Source organism: Rhizobium sp. BR 317 (genome assembly GCF_047445835.1).
In the GTDB taxonomy this organism is placed as follows: domain Bacteria; phylum Pseudomonadota; class Alphaproteobacteria; order Rhizobiales; family Rhizobiaceae; genus Rhizobium; species Rhizobium paranaense.
On sequence record NZ_JARWLB010000008.1, the window covers coordinates 169629 to 187729 of the forward strand.

Annotated in this window: 17 protein-coding genes; 7 read left to right on the forward strand and 10 right to left on the reverse strand. The window is 60.5% G+C overall.

Annotated features, from left to right (window positions below; genetic code table 11):
- Positions 1 to 4: 4 nt before the first annotated feature.
- The 3 genes from QD357_RS15105 to QD357_RS15115 are packed head-to-tail and all read right to left on the reverse strand — an operon-like array spanning position 5 to position 3277.
- Positions 5 to 1009 carry an ABC transporter substrate-binding protein gene (locus tag QD357_RS15105; protein ID WP_183938444.1) on the reverse strand — a complete coding sequence of 335 codons (1005 nt, stop codon included), beginning with the start codon at positions 1007 to 1009 and terminating at the stop codon, positions 5 to 7.
- Between the two features lie 50 nt (positions 1010 to 1059).
- Positions 1060 to 1905 carry an ABC transporter permease gene (locus tag QD357_RS15110; protein ID WP_183938443.1) on the reverse strand — a complete coding sequence of 282 codons (846 nt, stop codon included), beginning with the start codon at positions 1903 to 1905 and terminating at the stop codon, positions 1060 to 1062.
- A 25-nt stretch (positions 1906 to 1930) separates the two neighbouring features.
- The gene (locus QD357_RS15115; protein WP_183938442.1) at positions 1931 to 3277 is read right to left on the reverse strand and encodes an LLM class flavin-dependent oxidoreductase; all 1347 of its coding nucleotides are present in this window, start codon (positions 3275 to 3277) and stop codon (positions 1931 to 1933) included.
- Positions 3278 to 3646: 369 nt separating this feature from the next.
- On the opposite strand from QD357_RS15115, the gene greA reads away from it, so the two are divergent.
- The gene (gene greA / locus QD357_RS15120; protein WP_183938441.1) at positions 3647 to 4129 is read left to right on the forward strand and encodes a transcription elongation factor GreA; all 483 of its coding nucleotides are present in this window, start codon (positions 3647 to 3649) and stop codon (positions 4127 to 4129) included.
- A gap of 51 nt (positions 4130 to 4180) precedes the next feature.
- Here the strand turns inward: greA and QD357_RS15125 are convergent, their stop codons facing one another.
- On the reverse strand, positions 4181 to 4633 hold the full coding sequence (locus tag QD357_RS15125) for an SgcJ/EcaC family oxidoreductase (RefSeq protein ID WP_414124536.1): 453 nt from the start codon (positions 4631 to 4633) through the stop codon (positions 4181 to 4183).
- 185 nt (positions 4634 to 4818) lie between these two features.
- Between QD357_RS15125 and QD357_RS15130 the strand changes: the two genes are divergently transcribed.
- From QD357_RS15130 to QD357_RS15145, 4 genes are read left to right on the forward strand one after another with little or no spacing between them, the layout of a single operon-like run.
- A complete protein-coding gene (locus QD357_RS15130) occupies positions 4819 to 5952 on the forward strand; it encodes an ATP-binding protein (protein ID WP_183938439.1) in 1134 nt (377 codons plus the stop codon).
- Positions 5949 to 6602 (forward strand): response regulator, encoded by a 654-nt coding sequence (locus QD357_RS15135; RefSeq protein WP_183938438.1) that lies wholly within the window; start codon positions 5949 to 5951, stop codon positions 6600 to 6602. Before QD357_RS15130 ends, QD357_RS15135 begins: the two co-directional genes overlap by 4 nt.
- Positions 6599 to 8944: an ATP-binding protein gene (locus QD357_RS15140; protein ID WP_414124537.1), complete on the forward strand. Its 2346-nt coding sequence runs from the start codon at positions 6599 to 6601 to the stop codon at positions 8942 to 8944. The genes QD357_RS15135 and QD357_RS15140 overlap by 4 nt, the downstream gene beginning before the upstream one ends.
- On the forward strand, positions 8935 to 9417 hold the full coding sequence (locus QD357_RS15145; protein WP_414124538.1) for a response regulator: 483 nt from the start codon (positions 8935 to 8937) through the stop codon (positions 9415 to 9417). Before QD357_RS15140 ends, QD357_RS15145 begins: the two co-directional genes overlap by 10 nt.
- Here QD357_RS15145 and QD357_RS15150 read toward each other — a convergent pair.
- A complete protein-coding gene (locus QD357_RS15150) occupies positions 9383 to 9853 on the reverse strand; it encodes a MarR family winged helix-turn-helix transcriptional regulator (protein WP_183938435.1) in 471 nt (156 codons plus the stop codon). The two genes, QD357_RS15145 and QD357_RS15150, sit on opposite strands and share 35 nt — an antisense overlap.
- 177 nt (positions 9854 to 10030) lie before the next feature.
- Between QD357_RS15150 and QD357_RS15155 the strand changes: the two genes are divergently transcribed.
- Both QD357_RS15155 and QD357_RS15160 read left to right on the forward strand, forming a co-directional pair.
- A complete protein-coding gene (locus QD357_RS15155; RefSeq protein ID WP_183938434.1) occupies positions 10031 to 10312 on the forward strand; it encodes a hypothetical protein in 282 nt (93 codons plus the stop codon).
- A gap of 464 nt (positions 10313 to 10776) precedes the next feature.
- The gene (locus QD357_RS15160) at positions 10777 to 11022 is read left to right on the forward strand and encodes a hypothetical protein (protein ID WP_183938433.1); all 246 of its coding nucleotides are present in this window, start codon (positions 10777 to 10779) and stop codon (positions 11020 to 11022) included.
- Between the two features lie 29 nt (positions 11023 to 11051).
- Here QD357_RS15160 and QD357_RS15165 read toward each other — a convergent pair whose 3' ends face one another.
- From QD357_RS15165 to QD357_RS15185, 5 genes are read right to left on the reverse strand one after another with little or no spacing between them, the layout of a single operon-like run.
- Positions 11052 to 12326 (reverse strand): NAD(P)/FAD-dependent oxidoreductase, encoded by a 1275-nt coding sequence (locus QD357_RS15165; protein ID WP_183938432.1) that lies wholly within the window; start codon positions 12324 to 12326, stop codon positions 11052 to 11054.
- A 17-nt stretch (positions 12327 to 12343) separates the two neighbouring features.
- Positions 12344 to 13582 (reverse strand): pyridoxal phosphate-dependent aminotransferase, encoded by a 1239-nt coding sequence (locus QD357_RS15170; protein ID WP_414124539.1) that lies wholly within the window; start codon positions 13580 to 13582, stop codon positions 12344 to 12346.
- 17 nt (positions 13583 to 13599) lie between these two features.
- Positions 13600 to 15120, reverse strand: a complete 1521-nt coding sequence (locus QD357_RS15175; RefSeq protein ID WP_183938430.1) for an aldehyde dehydrogenase family protein — start codon at positions 15118 to 15120, stop codon at positions 13600 to 13602.
- Between the two features lie 49 nt (positions 15121 to 15169).
- Entirely contained in the window at positions 15170 to 16588 is a 1419-nt protein-coding gene (locus QD357_RS15180) for an FAD-binding oxidoreductase (protein WP_183938429.1), read from the reverse strand.
- Positions 16589 to 16598: 10 nt separating this feature from the next.
- Entirely contained in the window at positions 16599 to 17999 is a 1401-nt protein-coding gene (locus QD357_RS15185) for a VOC family protein (RefSeq protein WP_414124540.1), read from the reverse strand.
- Between the last annotated feature and the right edge of the window lie 102 nt (positions 18000 to 18101).

Consider the following 18101-nt stretch of genomic DNA (forward strand, 5'->3'; position numbering starts at 1 on the left):
CTCCTCAGTTGCCTGCGACGGCGAAATTCGCCGGGTCGTAGAGAATGTCTTCCGCCTTGAGCTGTCCCGGTTTCAGAACGCCGCCGCGAGCGAGGATGTCGATCCAGAATTGCAGGTCGCGGGGCACTGCCTTGCCACCTTCACGCACGCCAAAACCGGTGAAATATTGCGCAATATCCGCATTCTCGCCGCGCGAGGCGAGAACCTTGGCGATCACCGCCTTCGTTTCCTGAGGATGAAGACGCGCGTATTCGAGCGCGGCCTGCGACTTTTCAACGAAGATCTTGGCCGCTTGCGGGTGTTGTTTGATCCAATCGCGGCGCAGCACCGTAAAGCCGCCGGCGATTTCGCCGAGCACATCCGTGTCGCCGAAGATCTTCTGAAGACCACCGTTTTTCAGCGCAACGCCCTCATAGGTCTTCTGCCAGTAGCCGAAGGCGGAGACATCGACCTGCTTGGAACGCAGAACCTGTTCGAGCTGCGGACCGGGAACGACGACGAGCTTGGCAGCATTTTCCGGCAGGCCGACGGAATGGAGCGCCTCGCGCACCGTGTAGTCGAGATGAGCGCCAAGCGTGTTGACGGCAATCGTCTTGCCGGCCAGATCCTTGATCGATTTGATCGGGCTGCCATCAAGCGAATAAAAGATGCTCTCGGTTACCTTGTCGATGCCGTTCGAGGGATAGGCGGCGACGAAATCGTTGCCGCCGGCGATCGAGTTCAGCACTGCCGCAGTCGCGGCACCTCCGACTTCGACATTGCCCGACGCCAGCGCGAAGAGAGAGGCCGGACCACCCGGGGCATAGCCGACATCCTTGAGCGTCAGGCCGGTGTCCTTGAAATAGCCGAGCGCATCGGCAAATTCATGGGCAGAAAGACCGCCCTGGCTTGCGAGGTAGCGGATGGTGACCTGATCGGTCTCGGCAGCGATGGCAACGCCTGCCGGGACTGCCAGAAGGATACCGGCTGCGACTGCGGCGATGCCGAAAGAACGGCGCGAAATCTGCATGTGAACTCCATAGATCGGATGGGATGGAAAATGGTGGCGCGTTTCGGCCTTCAGTCCTTGGGGTTGGCCCAGCGGCAGAGCCGGGCCTGTAATGCCTCGAGGATGAAGTTGGCCGACAGTCCCAGGAGGGCGAGCAGCAGAATCGCCGCGAACATCAGCGGGATCTGGAAATTGTACTGCGCATTCATCACCTGAAATCCGACACCGGAATTGGCGCCGATCATTTCCGCAGCGATGAGAAGCAGAAGTGCGGTGGTGGCACTCAGCCGCAACCCAACGAAGATCTGCGGCAGGGCAGCCGGCAGGACGACGCGGCGAAACACGGTAAGCGGCTTGGCACCGTAGACACGCGCCATTTCCACCAGCTTCGGGTCCACCTGTTTGACACCTCCGATGGTGGCAAGAAGTGTCGGAAACAGCGTTGCCCAGAAGATCACGAAGATTTTCGAGGCCTCGCCAAGGCCGAGCAACAATATGAAGACCGGATAGAGCGCGAGTGCGGATGTCTGCCGAAACAGTTGCAGGATCGGATCGAGGCTGCGCTCGACAATTCGGATCTGCCCCATGAACAGCCCGAGCGGAATGCCGACGCCAACCGCTGCACCAAATGCAATACCGGCGCGCTGGAGACTGATGGCGATGTCGCCGAGCAGCGGGCCGCCGCTGATCCCGTTCCAGAGCGCCCGCAGGATCGCATCGGGGGGCGGAAGAACCGCGGGGTTGCTCCAGCCGAGAGACGGTGAAATCTGCCAGAGCGCGACAAAAACAATGATCAGGCCGTAGCGCGATACGAAACCGCGCAACAGAGCCCCTGCTTCCCGTGCCAGCCTGCCCGGCCAGATATACGTTTCGCGATAGCTCCCCAGGAGAGCCTGCTGTTCCGTTTCAAGCGCCATGAGCTTTTCCCCTATGATGTCTCAGTTATTCGGCGGCTTCGGTATAGGCGGCAGCCCATCGATTTTGCGGGAAAGGCAGGCCCAGATTTTCGCGGAGGGTCTTGCCTTCATACGCGGTGCGGAACAGGCCCCGACGCTGCAGCTCGGGAATGACGAGTTCCACGAAATCGTTGAGGCCGGTGGGCAGCCATGGCGGCAGGATGTTGAAACCATCCGCGCCTTCGTTTTCGAACCACTCCTGCAGGGTATCCGCGACCTGGACCGCGGAGCCGACGATAGTGAAATGACCACGTGCCGAAGCGATCCACTGGTAAAGCTGCCGGATGGAGAAATTGTTCTCGTCCGCAATGCGCCGGATCAGCTCCTGGCGGCTCTTCATGCCCTCGGTCGGCGGCGCCGGCGGCAGCGGACCGTCGAGATCGGCGCCCCTAAGATCCAGTTCGCCGCCGGTGAGCGCGCTGATCAGCGCGAGCCCATCCTCTTCGATGATCAGGCTCGTGAGCTGCTCGTATTTCTCGCGTGCTTCCGCCTCCGTGCGGCCGACAAAGGGCGAAACGCCCGGCATGATAAGCACATGCGAGGGATCGCGACCGAGGCCCCGCGCCCGCGCCTTGATGTCACGATAGAATTCTTGAGCGGTTTCGAGCTTCTGGTGTGCCGTGAAGATCACTTCCGCGCTGGCGGCTGCAAGTCCCCGCCCATCGTCCGACTGGCCAGCCTGCACGATGACGGGATGACCCTGCGGCGAACGCGGGACATTCAATGGCCCTTCGACCTTGAAATGTTCGCCGCGATGATCGGTGCGGTGCACCTTGTTTACGTCGAAATAGACGCCGCTTGCGCGATCTCGAATGAACGCGTTATCGTCAAAGCTTTCCCAGAGCTTTTTTACGACCTCGACATGTTCGGCCGCTCGCTTGTAGCGGGCTGCATGAGGCTGCTGCCGCTCGAGATTGAAATTCCGCGCGGCGGCTTCGGTGGCGGTGGTGACAACGTTCCAGCCGGCACGCCCGCCGGAGATCAGGTCGAGCGAGGCGAACTTGCGCGCAACGGAGTAAGGCTCCTCATAGGTCGTCGATGACGTCGCGATAAAGCCGATGTGCTTGGTAAATGGTGCCAATGCCGAAAACAGCGTGACCGGCTCGAAGCCCACCACTCTGGCATTGCCGCCCTCGATGCCGCCGCCGAAGGCGATAGCAAGCCCGTCCGCCAGGAAATAGGCATCAAAAAGGCCCCGTTCGGCTGCCTGCGCGAGCTCTATGTGGAACTGGAGATTGACCGCCCCGTCGACCGGCTGGTCGGGATGGCGCCAGGACGCGATATGCTGTCCGCCGCCGGGGAGAAATGCACCGAGCTTGATCTGTCTCTTCATCGTTCCTCTCCACATTGCAGGTTTTTGGCTGGGCACGAACCCGTTATGCTTAAGTATTGCGATATAATCGATGTATTTAATAGGCTATATATTTTGCAGCCTTCGGTCTGATGGAGAAAGTTTTTCCAGAAGCTGCAGGAATGGGGGATTCGTCGCCCACCGAAGCGGCGAACTGTTCGCTCGCCAAGAATGAGTGCGTCAGGTCTCGAAGGATCCGCCATCGGTAAGTGCCAGATGCCGTTTCAACGAGAACGTCTGTTATCAAGCTGACGTCGCCTTTTCCCCAGGGGTCTGTCGCTGTCGTCTTGGTTTTCGCAATAGCCCGACTATATGATCTTGTAGAGGATCGCTTACTTTTCGGAGCTTGCTTTGGCTGTCGCGTTTACAAAAGAGGAAAGTGCGGAAACGGCTGCTGAAACGCAGCTTCCCGACCGTGCTATCTCGCCCCATCCCAACTTCGTCACCGAAGGGGGATGGAAGGCACTCAATGCCGCGCTTCAGGAAGCTCGCGAACAGTACGAAGCTGCAAGCGCAGTCGAGGATGTGAATGAGCGGCGGCGGCAGACGGCAGTACCGCTTCGCGACGTGCGTTATTTCGCCGAGAGGGTTCGCACTGCCGAGCTGATAGCAGCCCCGGCATCCAACGAGACCGTCGTCTTCGGCAGCACGGTCACCTTCAGCCGCGATGACGGGCGAGTGCAGACCTATCGCATCGTCGGAGAAGACGAAGCCGAGCCCAAACAGGGGACGATCTCTTACGTTTCACCGGTCGCCCAGTCTCTCATGGGGAAATTCGTCGGCGATGCCGTCATGGTCGGCGAGCATGAGCTGGAGATCGTATCGATCGCTTAGATGTGCCCCTGCGGGAGCACCGGAATAGCCGGTGTCCCCGCCTCAGGCCGCTTAACCCGCGTGCTTCTCCGGCATGGCCGAGGAGTGGTGCGAGGAGATCAGCCACTTGCCGTCCTTAAATTCGTAGGTGAAGGTGTAGCGTGCCGGCACCTTGGCGCCGCCCTTCAAGGTGAAGGTGTAGATGCCGGTATCGAGCGCTTCGTTACAGCCCAGTTTGATCGTGCGGCTGTTGATCTTACCCTGCGGGTGCTTTTTCAGGAAGTCCACGAAATATTCCCTGCGCTCCTCCTGCGTCAGCCGCGGCTTGTTCGACAGGGTCGGCAGCAGGACGGCGTCAGGGGCGTAGTTTTCGACGACCTTTTCAGGATTGAGCGTCGCCAGGGAGGCGTTCCAGCGATCAAACAACTGCTCCACCTGAGGTTTGGTGATCGGCGCGCATTCTTCAGCCAGAGCCGACGTCGCCATAAGAGCAATCACGGAAGCAGCAAGCAGATATTTTTTCATTTTAATCTCCATCAATCGATTTTGTCTTTTCCGGCGATTTTCATGCCGACTACCCAGAGATGGTTTGTTGCCTGCAATGTCGCGTCTGCCGAATGGCCAAAATCGCATATGCCGAATGGCCTATGCATTTTGGCGGATGGCTTGCTATCTAGGAACAAGTCGAACTTCTAAAGGGCAAGGAATCCGTGGAAGACGCAGGCCACGATAGCATATCACCTCCCATTCGCGAATTGCGGCGTCTCTATCGCGATGCGGAAGCCAAGGCCGCCCGTCTGCGGCTGATCGTGGACGTGCGCACGCTGCTGGACCGCAACTCTTTGGACGTCGCAATGTGCGAGGCATTGTCCGCCATTGCCGGCTTTTCCGGGGCGCACATGGCCACGATCCGTACCGATAGCGGCGATGCCTGGCGGTTTCCGGCCGCGCACGCAGCTTACGGCGCCCCTGCTGATCCGTCGGCCCAGCTAATCGTCGGCAGGGCCTGGATGGGCGGTGAGCCGCTGGCGCTGCAACTGTCACGTCTCGCTTTCCCCATCGGCGCAGACGATCGCGAAGCAATCCAGATCGTGGCGGACCAACTCGCCGTTTTTCTCGCGGCGGAACGACAGCGCGCTCATCGCGAACGGTTGACGCTCGATCTTCAGGCCCGGGAGCAGGACCTCGCCAGGTTGGTCGAGGTGATGATCGGCGCGCAGGAGCAGGAACGGCGCAGGGTCGCCTATGACCTGCACGACGGCGTCGCCCAGTCCTTGGTAAGCCTGCTGTTTCACCTGGAGGCGACGGGCGTTGCCATCGGCGACACACAATTGACCAGGCAAGCGATCGAAAATGGGATCGGGATCGTTCAAAAGTCGATCCGAGAGGTTCGAGACGCGATCGCCGCCCTTCGGCCGGCGGAGCTGGATGACCTCGGTCTCGAGGCAGCACTTCGCGCACGTCTTGACGGCATGGCGGCTATCGAGCTTCGCTTTCACTCCGATCTGAACGGTCGCCGCCTGTCCGACGTGCTGGAGGTGACCCTTTACCGAGTGGCGCAGGAAGCCCTGGCAAATGCGGTTAGGCACTCCGGCTGCAGCCAAATTGAGCTGCGACTTTCCTTGGACGATCCGCAATTTGTCACCCTCTCCATCGCCGACAATGGTCGCGGCGGCGCGGAAGCACCTGTCAACAAGAAAGAAGGACGAGGTGTCGGCTTGTCCGCCATGCGCGAACGAATGACGCTGATCGGCGGTTCGATATCCATCCGCTCCGTTTCCGGCGAAGGAACCGCCGTCGTCGCACGCGCGCCTATTCCAGCCTCCATAAAGGTATCCCCTTGAAGCGCTACAGAATATTGATTGCAGACGACCACGAACTTGCCCGGTCGGGTCTTATTGCCGTGCTTGCGAGCGCTGACGATCTGGAAATCGTGGCGGAAGCGGCAGACGGCCTGTCCGCTGTTGCCCTGGCCGAAAATCTCCAACCGGATATCGCTCTTCTCGATATACGAATGGGCGGCGTGGACGGGTTGGAGGCGGCAGCGCAGATACGCGTCAAATCGCCTGAAACCCGCATCATCATGCTGACGATGCATGATAGCGTCGACTATCTGGAAGCCGCCATCAAGGCCGGAGCCAGCGGCTATGCCCTGAAGGATATCCGGCGCGAAGAGCTGCTGCGGATGATCGCCAATGTCGCCGCTGGCCAGTCCTTTTTCAATGTCGATCTGATGCGCCGCCTGCTGCGTCGCGTCGCTCCCGAAGCATCCGCCGACGGCGCGATCGAACGCCTGACCGTGCGTGAGCGCGAGATCCTCGTCCGGCTGACAACCGGCGAGACGAATAAGGAGATCGCCAAGGCGCTTGCGATTTCGCCCGGCACGGTCAAGGTGCATGTCGAGCGCATTCTCAACAAACTGCGTGTCGCCGATCGGACGCAGGCCGCCGTCGTGGCCGTCAGGGCCGGCCTGGTGGATCGGCAAAGCCTATGATCGCTCAACGCATTTTCGCTCCCATCTCCAAGCTGTTTTTGGACCAGCCGCTCGCCCATAAGGGTCTGATCGCCATCGCCGTGCCGTTGATCTGCTTTCTGATCGCGCTGGCATCGGTGTTCCTCGCCGACCGGGAAAGCCGTCAGGCGGAAAACTACGTGCGGGTGACCCTTGCCATTCAGTCCGACATCCTCGAGCTGCACGCGCTGCTTGCCGAAGCGGCGTCCGGCGTGCGCGGATTTCTGCTGACCGGCAACGAGGCTTTTCTGGCGCCCTTCAACAAGGCGAGTGCGGAACTGCCCGGCGTGCTTGCCGGCATGCGGCCGCGGATCAGGGATAGCGAGCAGCTCGCCCGGCTCGACGCAATGGAGCCGCTGGTAAATCAGAAGCTCAAGGGCCTCAGCGCCTTGCGCGACGCCGGCGGTCAGTTCGGACAAGCTGCCCGCGACGACATCCGCAAGACCCTCGTGGAAAACAAGGCGCTGCTGGACACGCTTCGAACCAAGATCGACGAGATGCGCGCGCGGGAGGATTTTCTGCTGGCCGTGCGCACCGGTGAGGCGGACGCCATTCGCGATCGATCGCAATGGATCACGTTGTTCGGTGCCTTGTTCGGCCTGCTCGGCGGCGTCAGCGCCATCATGCTGATGTCGAACGGCATTGTCCGACGCGTGGCGTCGTTGCAAAAAGCCGCCTACAAGCTGGCCAGCGGACAGGAACTCGGATCAATCCCGGCTGCTCGCGACGAAGTGGGCGAGCTTGCGAAAGCCTTGCAGGAGGCAAGCCACCTGCTGAAGGCACGCGAGGACGCCTTGCGCGAAAGTGAGGAACGTTTTCGCCTGCTGGTCGACGGTGTGCATGATTACGGCATATTCGGGCTGGACGAAGCAGGCCATGTCGTGAGCTGGAATGTTGGTGCCGAACGTATCACCGGCTATGGGGCGCAGGAGGCGATCGGCACGCATTTTTCCAAATTCTACCCGGAGAACACGCGCCAGACGCATCCCGCTCAGGAGCTGGCGCAAGCGGTGGCCTTCGGACGGGTCGAGGATGAAGGTTGGCGCATTCGCAAGGATGGCGATCCATTCTGGGCCAACGTGGTCGTTACCGCCTTGAAGGACGAGCATGGCAACTCACGCGGCTTCTCCAAGATCACCCGGGACATGACCGACCGCAAGAAGGCCGAAGAAGCCCTACAGGCCGCACGCCGGGAGGCCGAGCGCGCCAGTCAGGCCAAGAGCGAGTTCCTGTCACGCATGAGCCATGAACTGCGTACGCCGCTCAATTCGATCCTCGGCTTTGGCCAGATCCTCGAAATGGACACAGAGGATCCCGATGCGCAGCTATCCGTCAAGCAAATCCTGACAGCCGGCCGGCATCTGTTGAGCCTCATCGACGAAGTCCTTGACATAGCGAGGATCGAAGCCGGGCGGATGGAGCTGTCGCTCGATACAATCGACGTCGGCGGCCTATTGGCGGAGGCCATGGCACTCGCCCGTCCCTTGGCAGAGGCGCGGAATATCGACTTGCATCTCGACGACAGGCAACTCGGGCAGATATTCACTGCTGCCGACCGCCGGCGGTTGTTGCAGGTTCTGCTGAACCTCTTGTCGAACGCCATCAAATTCAACCGCCCCGGTGGCGAGGTCAGAATTGTTGGCCGCATCGATGGACCGCAGATGTTGACGATCGATATCTGCGATACCGGCTCAGGTATTTCCTCCGATGGCGTGGGGCGCCTGTTCCAACCGTTCGAGCGGCTTGGCAAGGATCGCAACGCGACAGAGGGCACCGGGCTGGGTCTTGCCTTGTCCAGACATCTCATGGAAGCGATGGGCGGCGGCCTTGAACTTGTGGAAACATCGCCGCAGGGCACCAGATTTTCGGTGCGCCTGCCCATCGGCATCGACAACGGGGCGTTGGAAGACGTGCCGCCGATGCAGGTAACGGCACTGGGAGCAAGCGACAATAAGCTCGCCAACGTGCTGTGCATCGAAGACAATCCGCAAAGTCTCAGTCTAATCGAGAATGTGATGACGCGCCATTTTGGCTGCGATGTCATGCCGGCGATGCTAGGCGAATTGGGCCTCGCCTTGGCGATGCAGCATCGGCCGGATCTCATTCTCCTCGATCTCGACTTGCCGGATATGAGCGGCCTCGACGTTCTTCAGAGATTGCGCAGCGACGCCAAGACGCGCGCCATCCCCGTCATCGTCATCAGCGCCGATGCCACGGAGGCAAGCCGCCAGAAGGCGCTGGCGGCCGAGGCGACGACTTATCTCACCAAGCCGCTCGATTTGCGCCTCTTCATGAAGACCGTGGAAGATATCGCATGCAACTGAACACGACTATTGACATTCCAGCCGACGCAAAGGTCCTCGTCGTCGACGATGAGCCGGCTAATATCGCACTCTTGACGCGCCTCCTGCAGCGCGAGGGCTTCGGACGGATCACTGCGACGGTTGATCCGCGTGATGCAGTCGACATGTTCCGCAACCTGCAGCCGGATATTGTGCTCCTCGACCTCATGATGCCGCACATCGACGGCTTTCAGTTGCTGGAGGCCTTTTCGCGCCTTATCGGCCCGCGCAGCTTTGTTCCGATCCTTGTGCTGACGGCGGATGTGTCCGTTACCACACGCCGCAGGGCCTTGTCGCTGGGCGCCAAGGACTTTCTCGTCAAGCCGCTGGACGCCGTCGAAACGGTCCTGCGCATCGTCAACCTGCTGGAGACCCGTTTTCTCTTTCTCGAGCTGCAGAGACTGACCGGGGACGCTGCAATTAGCCCAACCTCGAAAGGCGCCGGAGTCTCTTGAGGGATTCGACGAGCAGCGGTTCATTGGCCAGCATTCCTTTCAGATGGGTTCTTGCCAGGCGTTCGACCAACTCCTCTCCCTTGGGAGTGAGGCCGATGAGCACGCTTCGCTTGTCTTCCGCCGAGGGAATGCGGACGGCAAATCCTGCTGTCGCGAGCCTGTCCACAAGTTGCACTGCGCCATGATGCTGCAGAAGCATTTGATCGGCGAGTTCGCGCACCATGATCTGGCCTCCCGGCGCGACCTTGATCACCAACAGCGCCTGATATTGCTGGGAAGTTACCCCTGCCTCAGAAACCGCAGCTTCGCTGAACGCAAGAAATGATCGCATGGCGAGCCTTACACCTGCAAGACCTTTGTAGATGCCCGGATCCAGGGGACGGCTGGTCTCGATTTGGTTTTCGTCTGATCGACTGGACCGCTTTCCTGAGGGCATGCACATTTTCCTTTATTTATATCACAACATGATATATTTTCATGGCGTCCGTATTGGGAGGACGTTCGCGGGCGCGCGACGCTGAGCGCTTAGGCCAGGTCCACCTGCGCCAGGGTGCCACCACTTGCAGCGCCCGCGAACCTTATCCCAAAACTCCGAGACGAAAAGGGGCATCGCTTGGACGATCTCAACGTCAATATCGATGGATCAATCGTATTGGATCGCGACGTGCGGTTCTTTGGCTCCATCGCGGGCTCGTTAACAGTTCCCGCCGGCCGACGGTTCGAACTCCACGGAAGCATTGGCCACGATCTCATTGTCGAGAAGGGCGCGGCCGCGATAGTTTGCGGAACGATCCAAGGCAACCTGATCAATAAGGGGGGAGATGTGCTATTGAGCGGATCGGCTGGGGAAATCCAGGATCTGGATCCCGCCAGGCCCATCCGAAGGCAAGCCTAATTCGCGTATTCAGCCGTCTTGAATCTCTCTCGTAATCGGGGTGCCAGGGGCTTTGGCATCGAATATTTAGCAATCACACGCCAGCAACGGCACACGATAAAGAGGACCATGTGACCGTTTATCTCTGGGCGCTCTATCGGCCAGGCTTTGAACCCAAAAGGGGCCATGGCGACTTAGGATCTCTCATTCGGTGGCTCGAACGGCAAAAGCTTCCAGGAGAAGCGCCGTCGGATTGGGTGGTGATGCTGCTCAAAGTCGCTGAAAACGATGGCCGATCGGTTTATGTTCACGACGAGGGCGGTTCGGACCAGTGGACGCTGACACTCAACCGGACTGGCGTTGACGCCTTGCCAAGATGTTGAGCAGAGCAGAGGCAGGAATTATGCTGTCGAGGTCACGAGCGGCATGTCCAGCCCGTTTTAAGGTGCCGGGATGATATGAACTCGTTTTGGAACGCCTTGGCGATGGTTTCGATCCTGACGACGTCGGCGCAGGCACAGACGCTGCGGCCAACGCCTTCAATGGATCACTTGGCGGACTGCACCGAGGTGGTGGAACATATCCGGTCGAAGACGGGAGGCCGGCTACTGTCGTTTCGCCAAGGCGCCGAGAAATGCACCGTGATCATTCTCTTGCAAAAGGATGGCGAACGTCCCGAGAAGATCGTCTTACATATCGATCGCAGTCAAGCGTCCGCGGACGCTGAATGATGCTTCGAACTGCACAATCCCTTAGCCAACTATTGAGGAGCCGGAGAGACCAGGTGCATCAATGTCGCACCGAACTCGTAGTAGGTGGCCTTGATACTGCTGAAGCGTTCCGCGTAGTGCTCGATTGGAGCGATCGGAAGTGCATCGGGATGACCATCGAGAAGCGCAATCGCAGCCTGCGTGCCAAATACGGTGCCTGGCCCGATGCCCCGGCCGGAATAGCCGAAACATGCGTAGGCATTGGGCCCGAATGCGATGATTTTCGGCACGTGGTCGTCCGTCATCGCGATCCTGCCGCGCCAAACATGTTCGAACTTGAGCTTGGCAATCGCCGGGAACAGCTTTCGAAGTTTGCGTCTGGCCCACGCGCGGTGGACAGCAGCGCCCGGCCCCTCGGTGTTGCCGATGCCACCGACGATCATCCGCCCGGAACGGTCGACTCGAAATGAGGACATGACGGGCGCCGTGTCCCAGCAGCCTTCACCATGCGGCAATATCTGGCTGCGTGCTGGTTCCGGCATGGGCTCCGTGGCGAACTGGCAGTAGCTCACGGGCGTGTATTGCGGGTTGAAAGGCGCCTTAATGCCAAGCTGATAGGCATTCGTCGCCAAGAGCAACGCTTTTGCCCTTACCGTATGACCATTCGCCTCTACGACCCAGAGATCGTTCCGCCGGTTTATCTGGGAGACGGGCGACTTGCTGTGGATTGTCGCTCCCTTTTTTTGAGCGGCCCGCGCAAGTCCACGGCAGTAGGACAGAGGTTGGATCGTGCCTGCGCGCGGGTCGAGCAAAGAGCCATGATAGGCGGTTGATCCCGTGCGCCGGGCTGTCTCCGTGGCATCGAGCAGCTTCAGCGGCGCGCCGTAGCGATTGCCCTGGCGATGGCGTTCCTCGAGATCCCGCAGTCCCGATTGGGAATGCGCCAGGTGCAAGGTTCCATGATGCGTCGCTTCACAATCGATCTGTTCCCGTTCGATCAGGCCGAAGACCCTGCGCGGCGCATCCGCCAGAACATCGATCAGGCGACGACCAGGTGCTTCTCCCATCTGAGCAACGACGGTATCGGGCGGCAACCACAATCCGGCATTGACCAATCCGACATTGCGGCCAGAACCGCCGTGCCCGACCGTCTCGGCCTCGAGAACACAGACCGAAGCCCCGCGCGAAGCGACCTCGAGCGCCGCCGCCAATCCCGTGAAGCCGCCCCCCACGATGACGAGATCAACCGTCTGATCGCGATCCAGCGGTAGGGTGTCACCATGTTCACGTGCGCTTGCACGCCAAAGAATGGATTCTGCGGTCATCTTGCCTTCCGCCTCTTTCATTGCAGTTTCGAGCAAGCCTCCGAGATCCGGCGCAAGGCTTCGGCCAACTCCGTCTCCGAGGTGGCATAGGAAATCCGGAAATAGGGTGACAGTCCGAAGGCGGAGCCGGGGACGACGGCAACATGGGCGTCTTCCAGCAGATAATCGGTGAAATCACTATCCGCCTCGATGCGCTTGCCCTTGGGAGTCGTCTTGCCGATCACGCCACCGCAGCCGGCGAAGGTGTAGAAAGCGCCTTCAGGGGCGCGGCAGGTGATGCCCGGAATGGCGTTGAGGGTGGAGACCACCAGGTCGCGGCGGTGCTTGAAGCTCGCCTGACGTCCCTTGAGGAAGTCTTGTGGGCCGTTCAGCGCCTCGACAGAAGCCGCCTGGCTGACGGAACAGGGGCAGGACGTCGCCTGGCTCTGGATGACCGCCATCGCCTTGATCAGCGCTTTCGGGCCGCCGGCATAGCCGATGCGCCAGCCGGTCATCGCGTAGGCCTTTGAGACGCCGTTGATCGTCAGCGTGCGCTCCTTCAGCCACGGTTCGATAGCGACCGGGGTCACGAACTTGAAGCCGTCATAGACGATGTGCTCGTACATGTCGTCGACCATCAGCCAGACATGGCGATGGTGAAGCAGCACCTCGATAAGCGGCCGGTAGTCGGCTTCGCTATAGGCGGCACCTGATGGATTGGATGGCGAGTTGAGTAGCACCCAGCGCGTCCTGGGCGTGATCGCCTTTTCGAGCTGATCGGCCCTGAGGCGGAAACCGACTTCAGCATCGCAGGGGATCAGCACCGGCACGCCGCCGCAAATCTCCACGATGTCCGAGTAGGACGTCCAATAGGGCGTGGGAATGATGACCTCATCGCCCGGATCGATGCTTGCCATGAAGGCATTGAACAGGATCTGCTTTGCGCCGGTCGCGACGGTGATTTCGTCGAGCGTGTAGTCGACGCCGTTTTCCCGCTGGAATTTCGCGGCGATCGCCTTCTTCAGTTCCGGCGTGCCATCGAGCGCGGTGTATTTGGTCTCACCGCGGTCGATCGCCGCCTTGGCGGCTTCTTTCACGTTATCGGGCGTGTCGAAATCGGGTTCGCCGGCACCCAGGATGATGACCGGAAAACCTTCACGCTTCATCGCATTGGCACGCGCGCCGATCTGCAGGATCTTCGAGACGCCGATCGACGCGATACGCGAGGCCGGCCTGAAGCTCATCGCGTCGATTTGGGACCGTGTGTTGATAGCCATGAGCTCGATACCGCTGGTTATTCAATGTCGAAGGAGACGCCCTGGGCAAGCGGCAGGGCCTTCGAATAGTTCACGGTATTGGTGGCGCGGCGCATGTAGGCGCGCCATGCGTCCGAGCCGGATTCGCGGCCACCGCCGGTCTCCTTCTCGCCGCCGAATGCGCCGCCGATTTCAGCGCCCGAAGTGCCGATATTGACATTGGCGATGCCGCAATCCGACCCATCGGCCGACAGGAAACGCTCGGCTTCCTGCATGTTCAGCGTGAAGATGGACGACGACAGACCGGCCGCGACGGCATTGTGCTCTTCGAGCACCTGGTCGAAGTCGGAATATTCCATCACGTAGAGGATCGGCGCGAAGGTCTCTTCGAGCACCGGGCCTGCCTGCTTCGGCATTTCGACGATCGCTGGCTGGACGTAGTAGGCCGTGTCCTGGCTCGCAGCGGCAACGCGCTCACCGCCGGTGACGGAGCCGCCCTCAGCCCTGGCTGCCGACAGCGCCTTCTGCATGTTGTCGAAGGCCGCCTTGTCGATCAACGGACCGATGAGGGCGCTGGTTTCCAGGGGATTACCCACCGAAACGCTCGCATAGGCCTTCTTCAGGCGCGGAACGAGCTGATCGTAGATATTCTCATGCACGAAGAGGCGGCGCAGCGTGGTGCAGCGCTGCCCAGCCGTTCCCATGGCGCCGAAGGCGATGGCGCGCAACGCCATGTCGAGATCGGCAGAGGGGCAGACGACGCCGGCATTGTTGCCGCCCAGCTCGAGGATCGAGCGGGCGAAACGCTTGGCGAGGCGCGGGCCGACTTCCCTGCCCATACGCGTGGAGCCGGTGGCCGAAACCAGCGCGATCTTCTCGTGATCGACAAGGACCTCGCCGATGGCGCGATCACCGATCAGAACCTGGCTCAGGCTCTTCGGCGCATCGCCGAAACGGGCAAGGGCGCGCTCGAGGACTGCCTGACAGGCAAGCGCCGTCAGCGGTGTCTTTTCCGAAGGCTTCCACACGACGGGGTTACCGCAAACGAGCGCTAGTGCCGCATTCCACGACCAGACGGCGACCGGAAAATTGAAGGCCGAGATGATGCCGACGACACCCAGCGGATGCCAGGTTTCCATCATCCGATGGCCAGGGCGCTCGGTCGCGATCGTCAGGCCGTAGAGTTGGCGGGACAGACCGACCGCGAAATCGCAGATGTCAATCATTTCCTGCACCTCGCCGAGACCTTCCGAAATGATCTTGCCGGCTTCGATCGAGACGAGGCGGCCGAGATCGGCCTTGGCGGCACGCAATTCTTCGCCGAGAAGGCGAACCAGTTCGCCGCGCTTCGGCGCAGGCACGAGACGCCATGCCTTGAAAGCCTCGTATGCGGCGGTGATCGCCTTGCCGGCTTCAGCCGCGGAGACGGTCTTCACCCTGGCAATCTCTTCGCCCGTGACCGGGCTGTGGGACGCCATGTCGCCGGTGCTCCAGGCGGCGCGATCAACACCCAGCTTGTCGAGAAGGCGGGCGGTTTCCGTTTTCACGTCGATGGTCATGATCTGTCTCCATTCTTGCTGTCTTGGAATGCCGCGGATAGGGCAAATTTCAGAAGGTCATTGCGCCCATCGGGCCAGGTGAGGTGATTGCTTTCAGCCCGGATGCCAACAGGCGGATCTCGGCCGGGGTGTACTTGTCGTAAAAGGCCTGGTTCTTGCGACCGATCGCGTGTTCAGCACTGAAGCTGCCGCCGAACTCTTCGACCGCAACGGCAAAAACCCATTCGCGCAACGCCACATCAAAACCAGGCTCGGCAAGCCTCGGGTCGTTTTTGGCCACGACGAGATTGAAGTGCACGCCACCGTCGCCGATATGGCCGAAGTCGCAGATCGTTATCCCGGGGAAGTGCTTGGGCATTTCTGCCCGCATTTGGGCGAGAAAGCGCATGATGTCGCCGCGGCGGAAGGATAGATCGAAGGCTATCAGCCGTCCGCTATGTTTCACGCCTTCCGATAGTGCGTGACGCAAAGCCCATATCTCGTGTGGCGGGCCGACGAGAGCATCGGCAAGCGGAGCATCCTCACGTTCCCATAGGGCAGCAAGCACCTCTTCCAGCACGCCGTCGAGCGGCTGCTCACCGTCGCGTGGCAGGTTGGAGCGGGAAATCTCCGCAAGGATCACGAATTCCGGCACGATGCTGCCCTGAAACGGATTGCGCAGCGACGGCACATGATCGAGTGCTGCGCGGATCGCATTGCCGGACATGCCTTCGAAGGCGGAAAGGTAGCTGCCGAGCGCTTCCTCCATTGCGACGAGAAGGGCTGGAACCTGCTCGCCCGAGGAGGGCATGAGCAAAGCCGTCGCGGTCTGACGCGGTGCCGATTCGAGGTTCAGCACGCATTCGGTGATCACGCCGAAGGCGCCGGACGTGCCGATGAAAAGGTGCTTCCAATCGACGCCCGTATTGTTTTTGCGCAGGCTCGACGAAAGATCGAGGACGGTGCCGCTGTCGTCTGCAAGCACGACCGTCAGGCCGAGCGTGTTGCGGCGCACGTCGCCATAGCGCAGGAATCGCGAGCCGCCGGTATTCGTCGCGATCATGCCGCCGATGAGCGGGTCCGCTCCGAGGTCGATCGGAAAGAAGAGGCCACTTTCCCCTAGTTTCCCATTGAGGTCAGAGAGGCGAAGACCAGCGCCGACTTTCACGGTACGATTTACCCGGTCGAGTTCGTAGATGCCGGTCAGGCGATCGAGGCTGAGGACGCCTTGGCAACCGCTGTCGTCGGGCGTCGAGCCCGAGACGAGTCCTGTGTTGCCCGACTGCGGCACGAGCGCGATGTTGTTTTTGACGCAATAGGCAATAACGGTGGAAACCTCTTTCGTAGAGGTGGGACGCGCTACGAAGGACGCTCTTCCGCGATCGTAGCGTGCACCGGTCTCGTAAGCCGCGACGTCGGCTGCCGCAGTGAGCAGACCTTTTTCGCCGAGCAGGCTTTTGAGTGCTTCGATGTGCCGTGCCTCGATCATCGGTCGCCCGTCACTCCGCTGCGGCAGCCATGTTGACGACAGTCATGCACATTGTCAGAGACGCCCTTTCGATGGCTGCATAATGCGCGAACTCATCGAGAACCGAGGCGCCCAGGTCGCGCTCGAACATCACCTGATTGGGGCTTGCGACAAATTCCTGCGCTGCGTCATCGCCGAGGTTCGACTGGAAGATGCCAGCGGCGCTGACCGGCAGGAAATCCTCGTAAACGATCGGATCGAACTGAACGAGGCCGTCTTCGATTGCCGTTTCAAGGTCGGCATTTCGATGCGAGGCGGCCGCCTTGCCCTTCTCCGTCAACGAGTAACTGAAATAGCCGAGACCGGCCTTGCGGATGCCATTCCAATCATCCGGAAATGCCTGGAAGACGTCAGTAAGTGCCGCTTCATATTCGCCAGCGTTGGAACCGTCGGCGGCCGGGCGGACACGGGCACGTGTGTCGTTCAGGAGCTTGTCGTAGAGCGCGCGCCCCTTCGGCGTCAGCGCTACGCCGCGCTGCTCGATCTCGCCGAAACGGGCAGTGTGCGAGCCAGCTTGCCAGGTGCCGTGTTCACCGGCGAATGAAACGGCTTCTTCCAGCGCCTTAAAAGAGGTCTGGCGCAGCAGGATCGGGCACTTGCGGGTCGGCGGTCCCTCGACGATCGCTTTCGGCGCAATTCCCTCTTCCGGCATCAACGCCTGAACCTTATCGATATCGAGCGTGCGCGGGGTCAGATGGTTGATATGCGGTCCCCTGAAGGAGACGACGTCGGCGATCAGCCGATGGGCATCATGCAGGCGCTTGTACATGCCGGCGCTGACGATGGCGCGATCGTGCCAGCGGAAGGTTTCCAAGACTTCCTGGACAAACCGTGTTGCATCGGAAACATCGAGGCCACCGTCCCGTTCCGCCTTTTCGACGAGCCGCACCGCCTCGTCCGTGAAGATCTCGCGGGCCGAGAGGACTTCGGCGGCTTCCTTGCGCAGCACCTCGTCGGCGATCAGATCGAGGCGGAGCAATGACGTGAAGACACGGAAAGGATTACGCCGCAGGCTTTCGTCGCCGACCGGGCGGAAGGCGGTTGAATGGACCGGAACGCCGGCTGTCGACAAATCGTAATAGCCGACTGGATGCATGCCCATGACCGCGAAGACACGGCGCATCATCGCGAGCTCATGCGCAGTGCCGAGACGGATGGCGCCGTGGCGCTCCTCGGAAATGCGGCCGAGAGAATCCGTTGCTTCCAGGCGCGTCTTCAACAGCGGATCGGCGGCAAGGGCCTCATCGTTCACCCTCGCCACGAGCGACATCAGGGTGCCATAGGCCGGCACCTCCTTGCGATACATGGCGGACATGGCAGCAGAAAAATCCGAACGGATCGTATCGGCCTTGACGAAGCTCGCATTTGTCATCGCGTCGCACCTCAGCAAAAGGATTATTCATTCTTGATTTTCATGATATTCCGAAAGCCGATAGCGATCTTGCGACGAATCTGACCTAGTTGATGCGAGTTA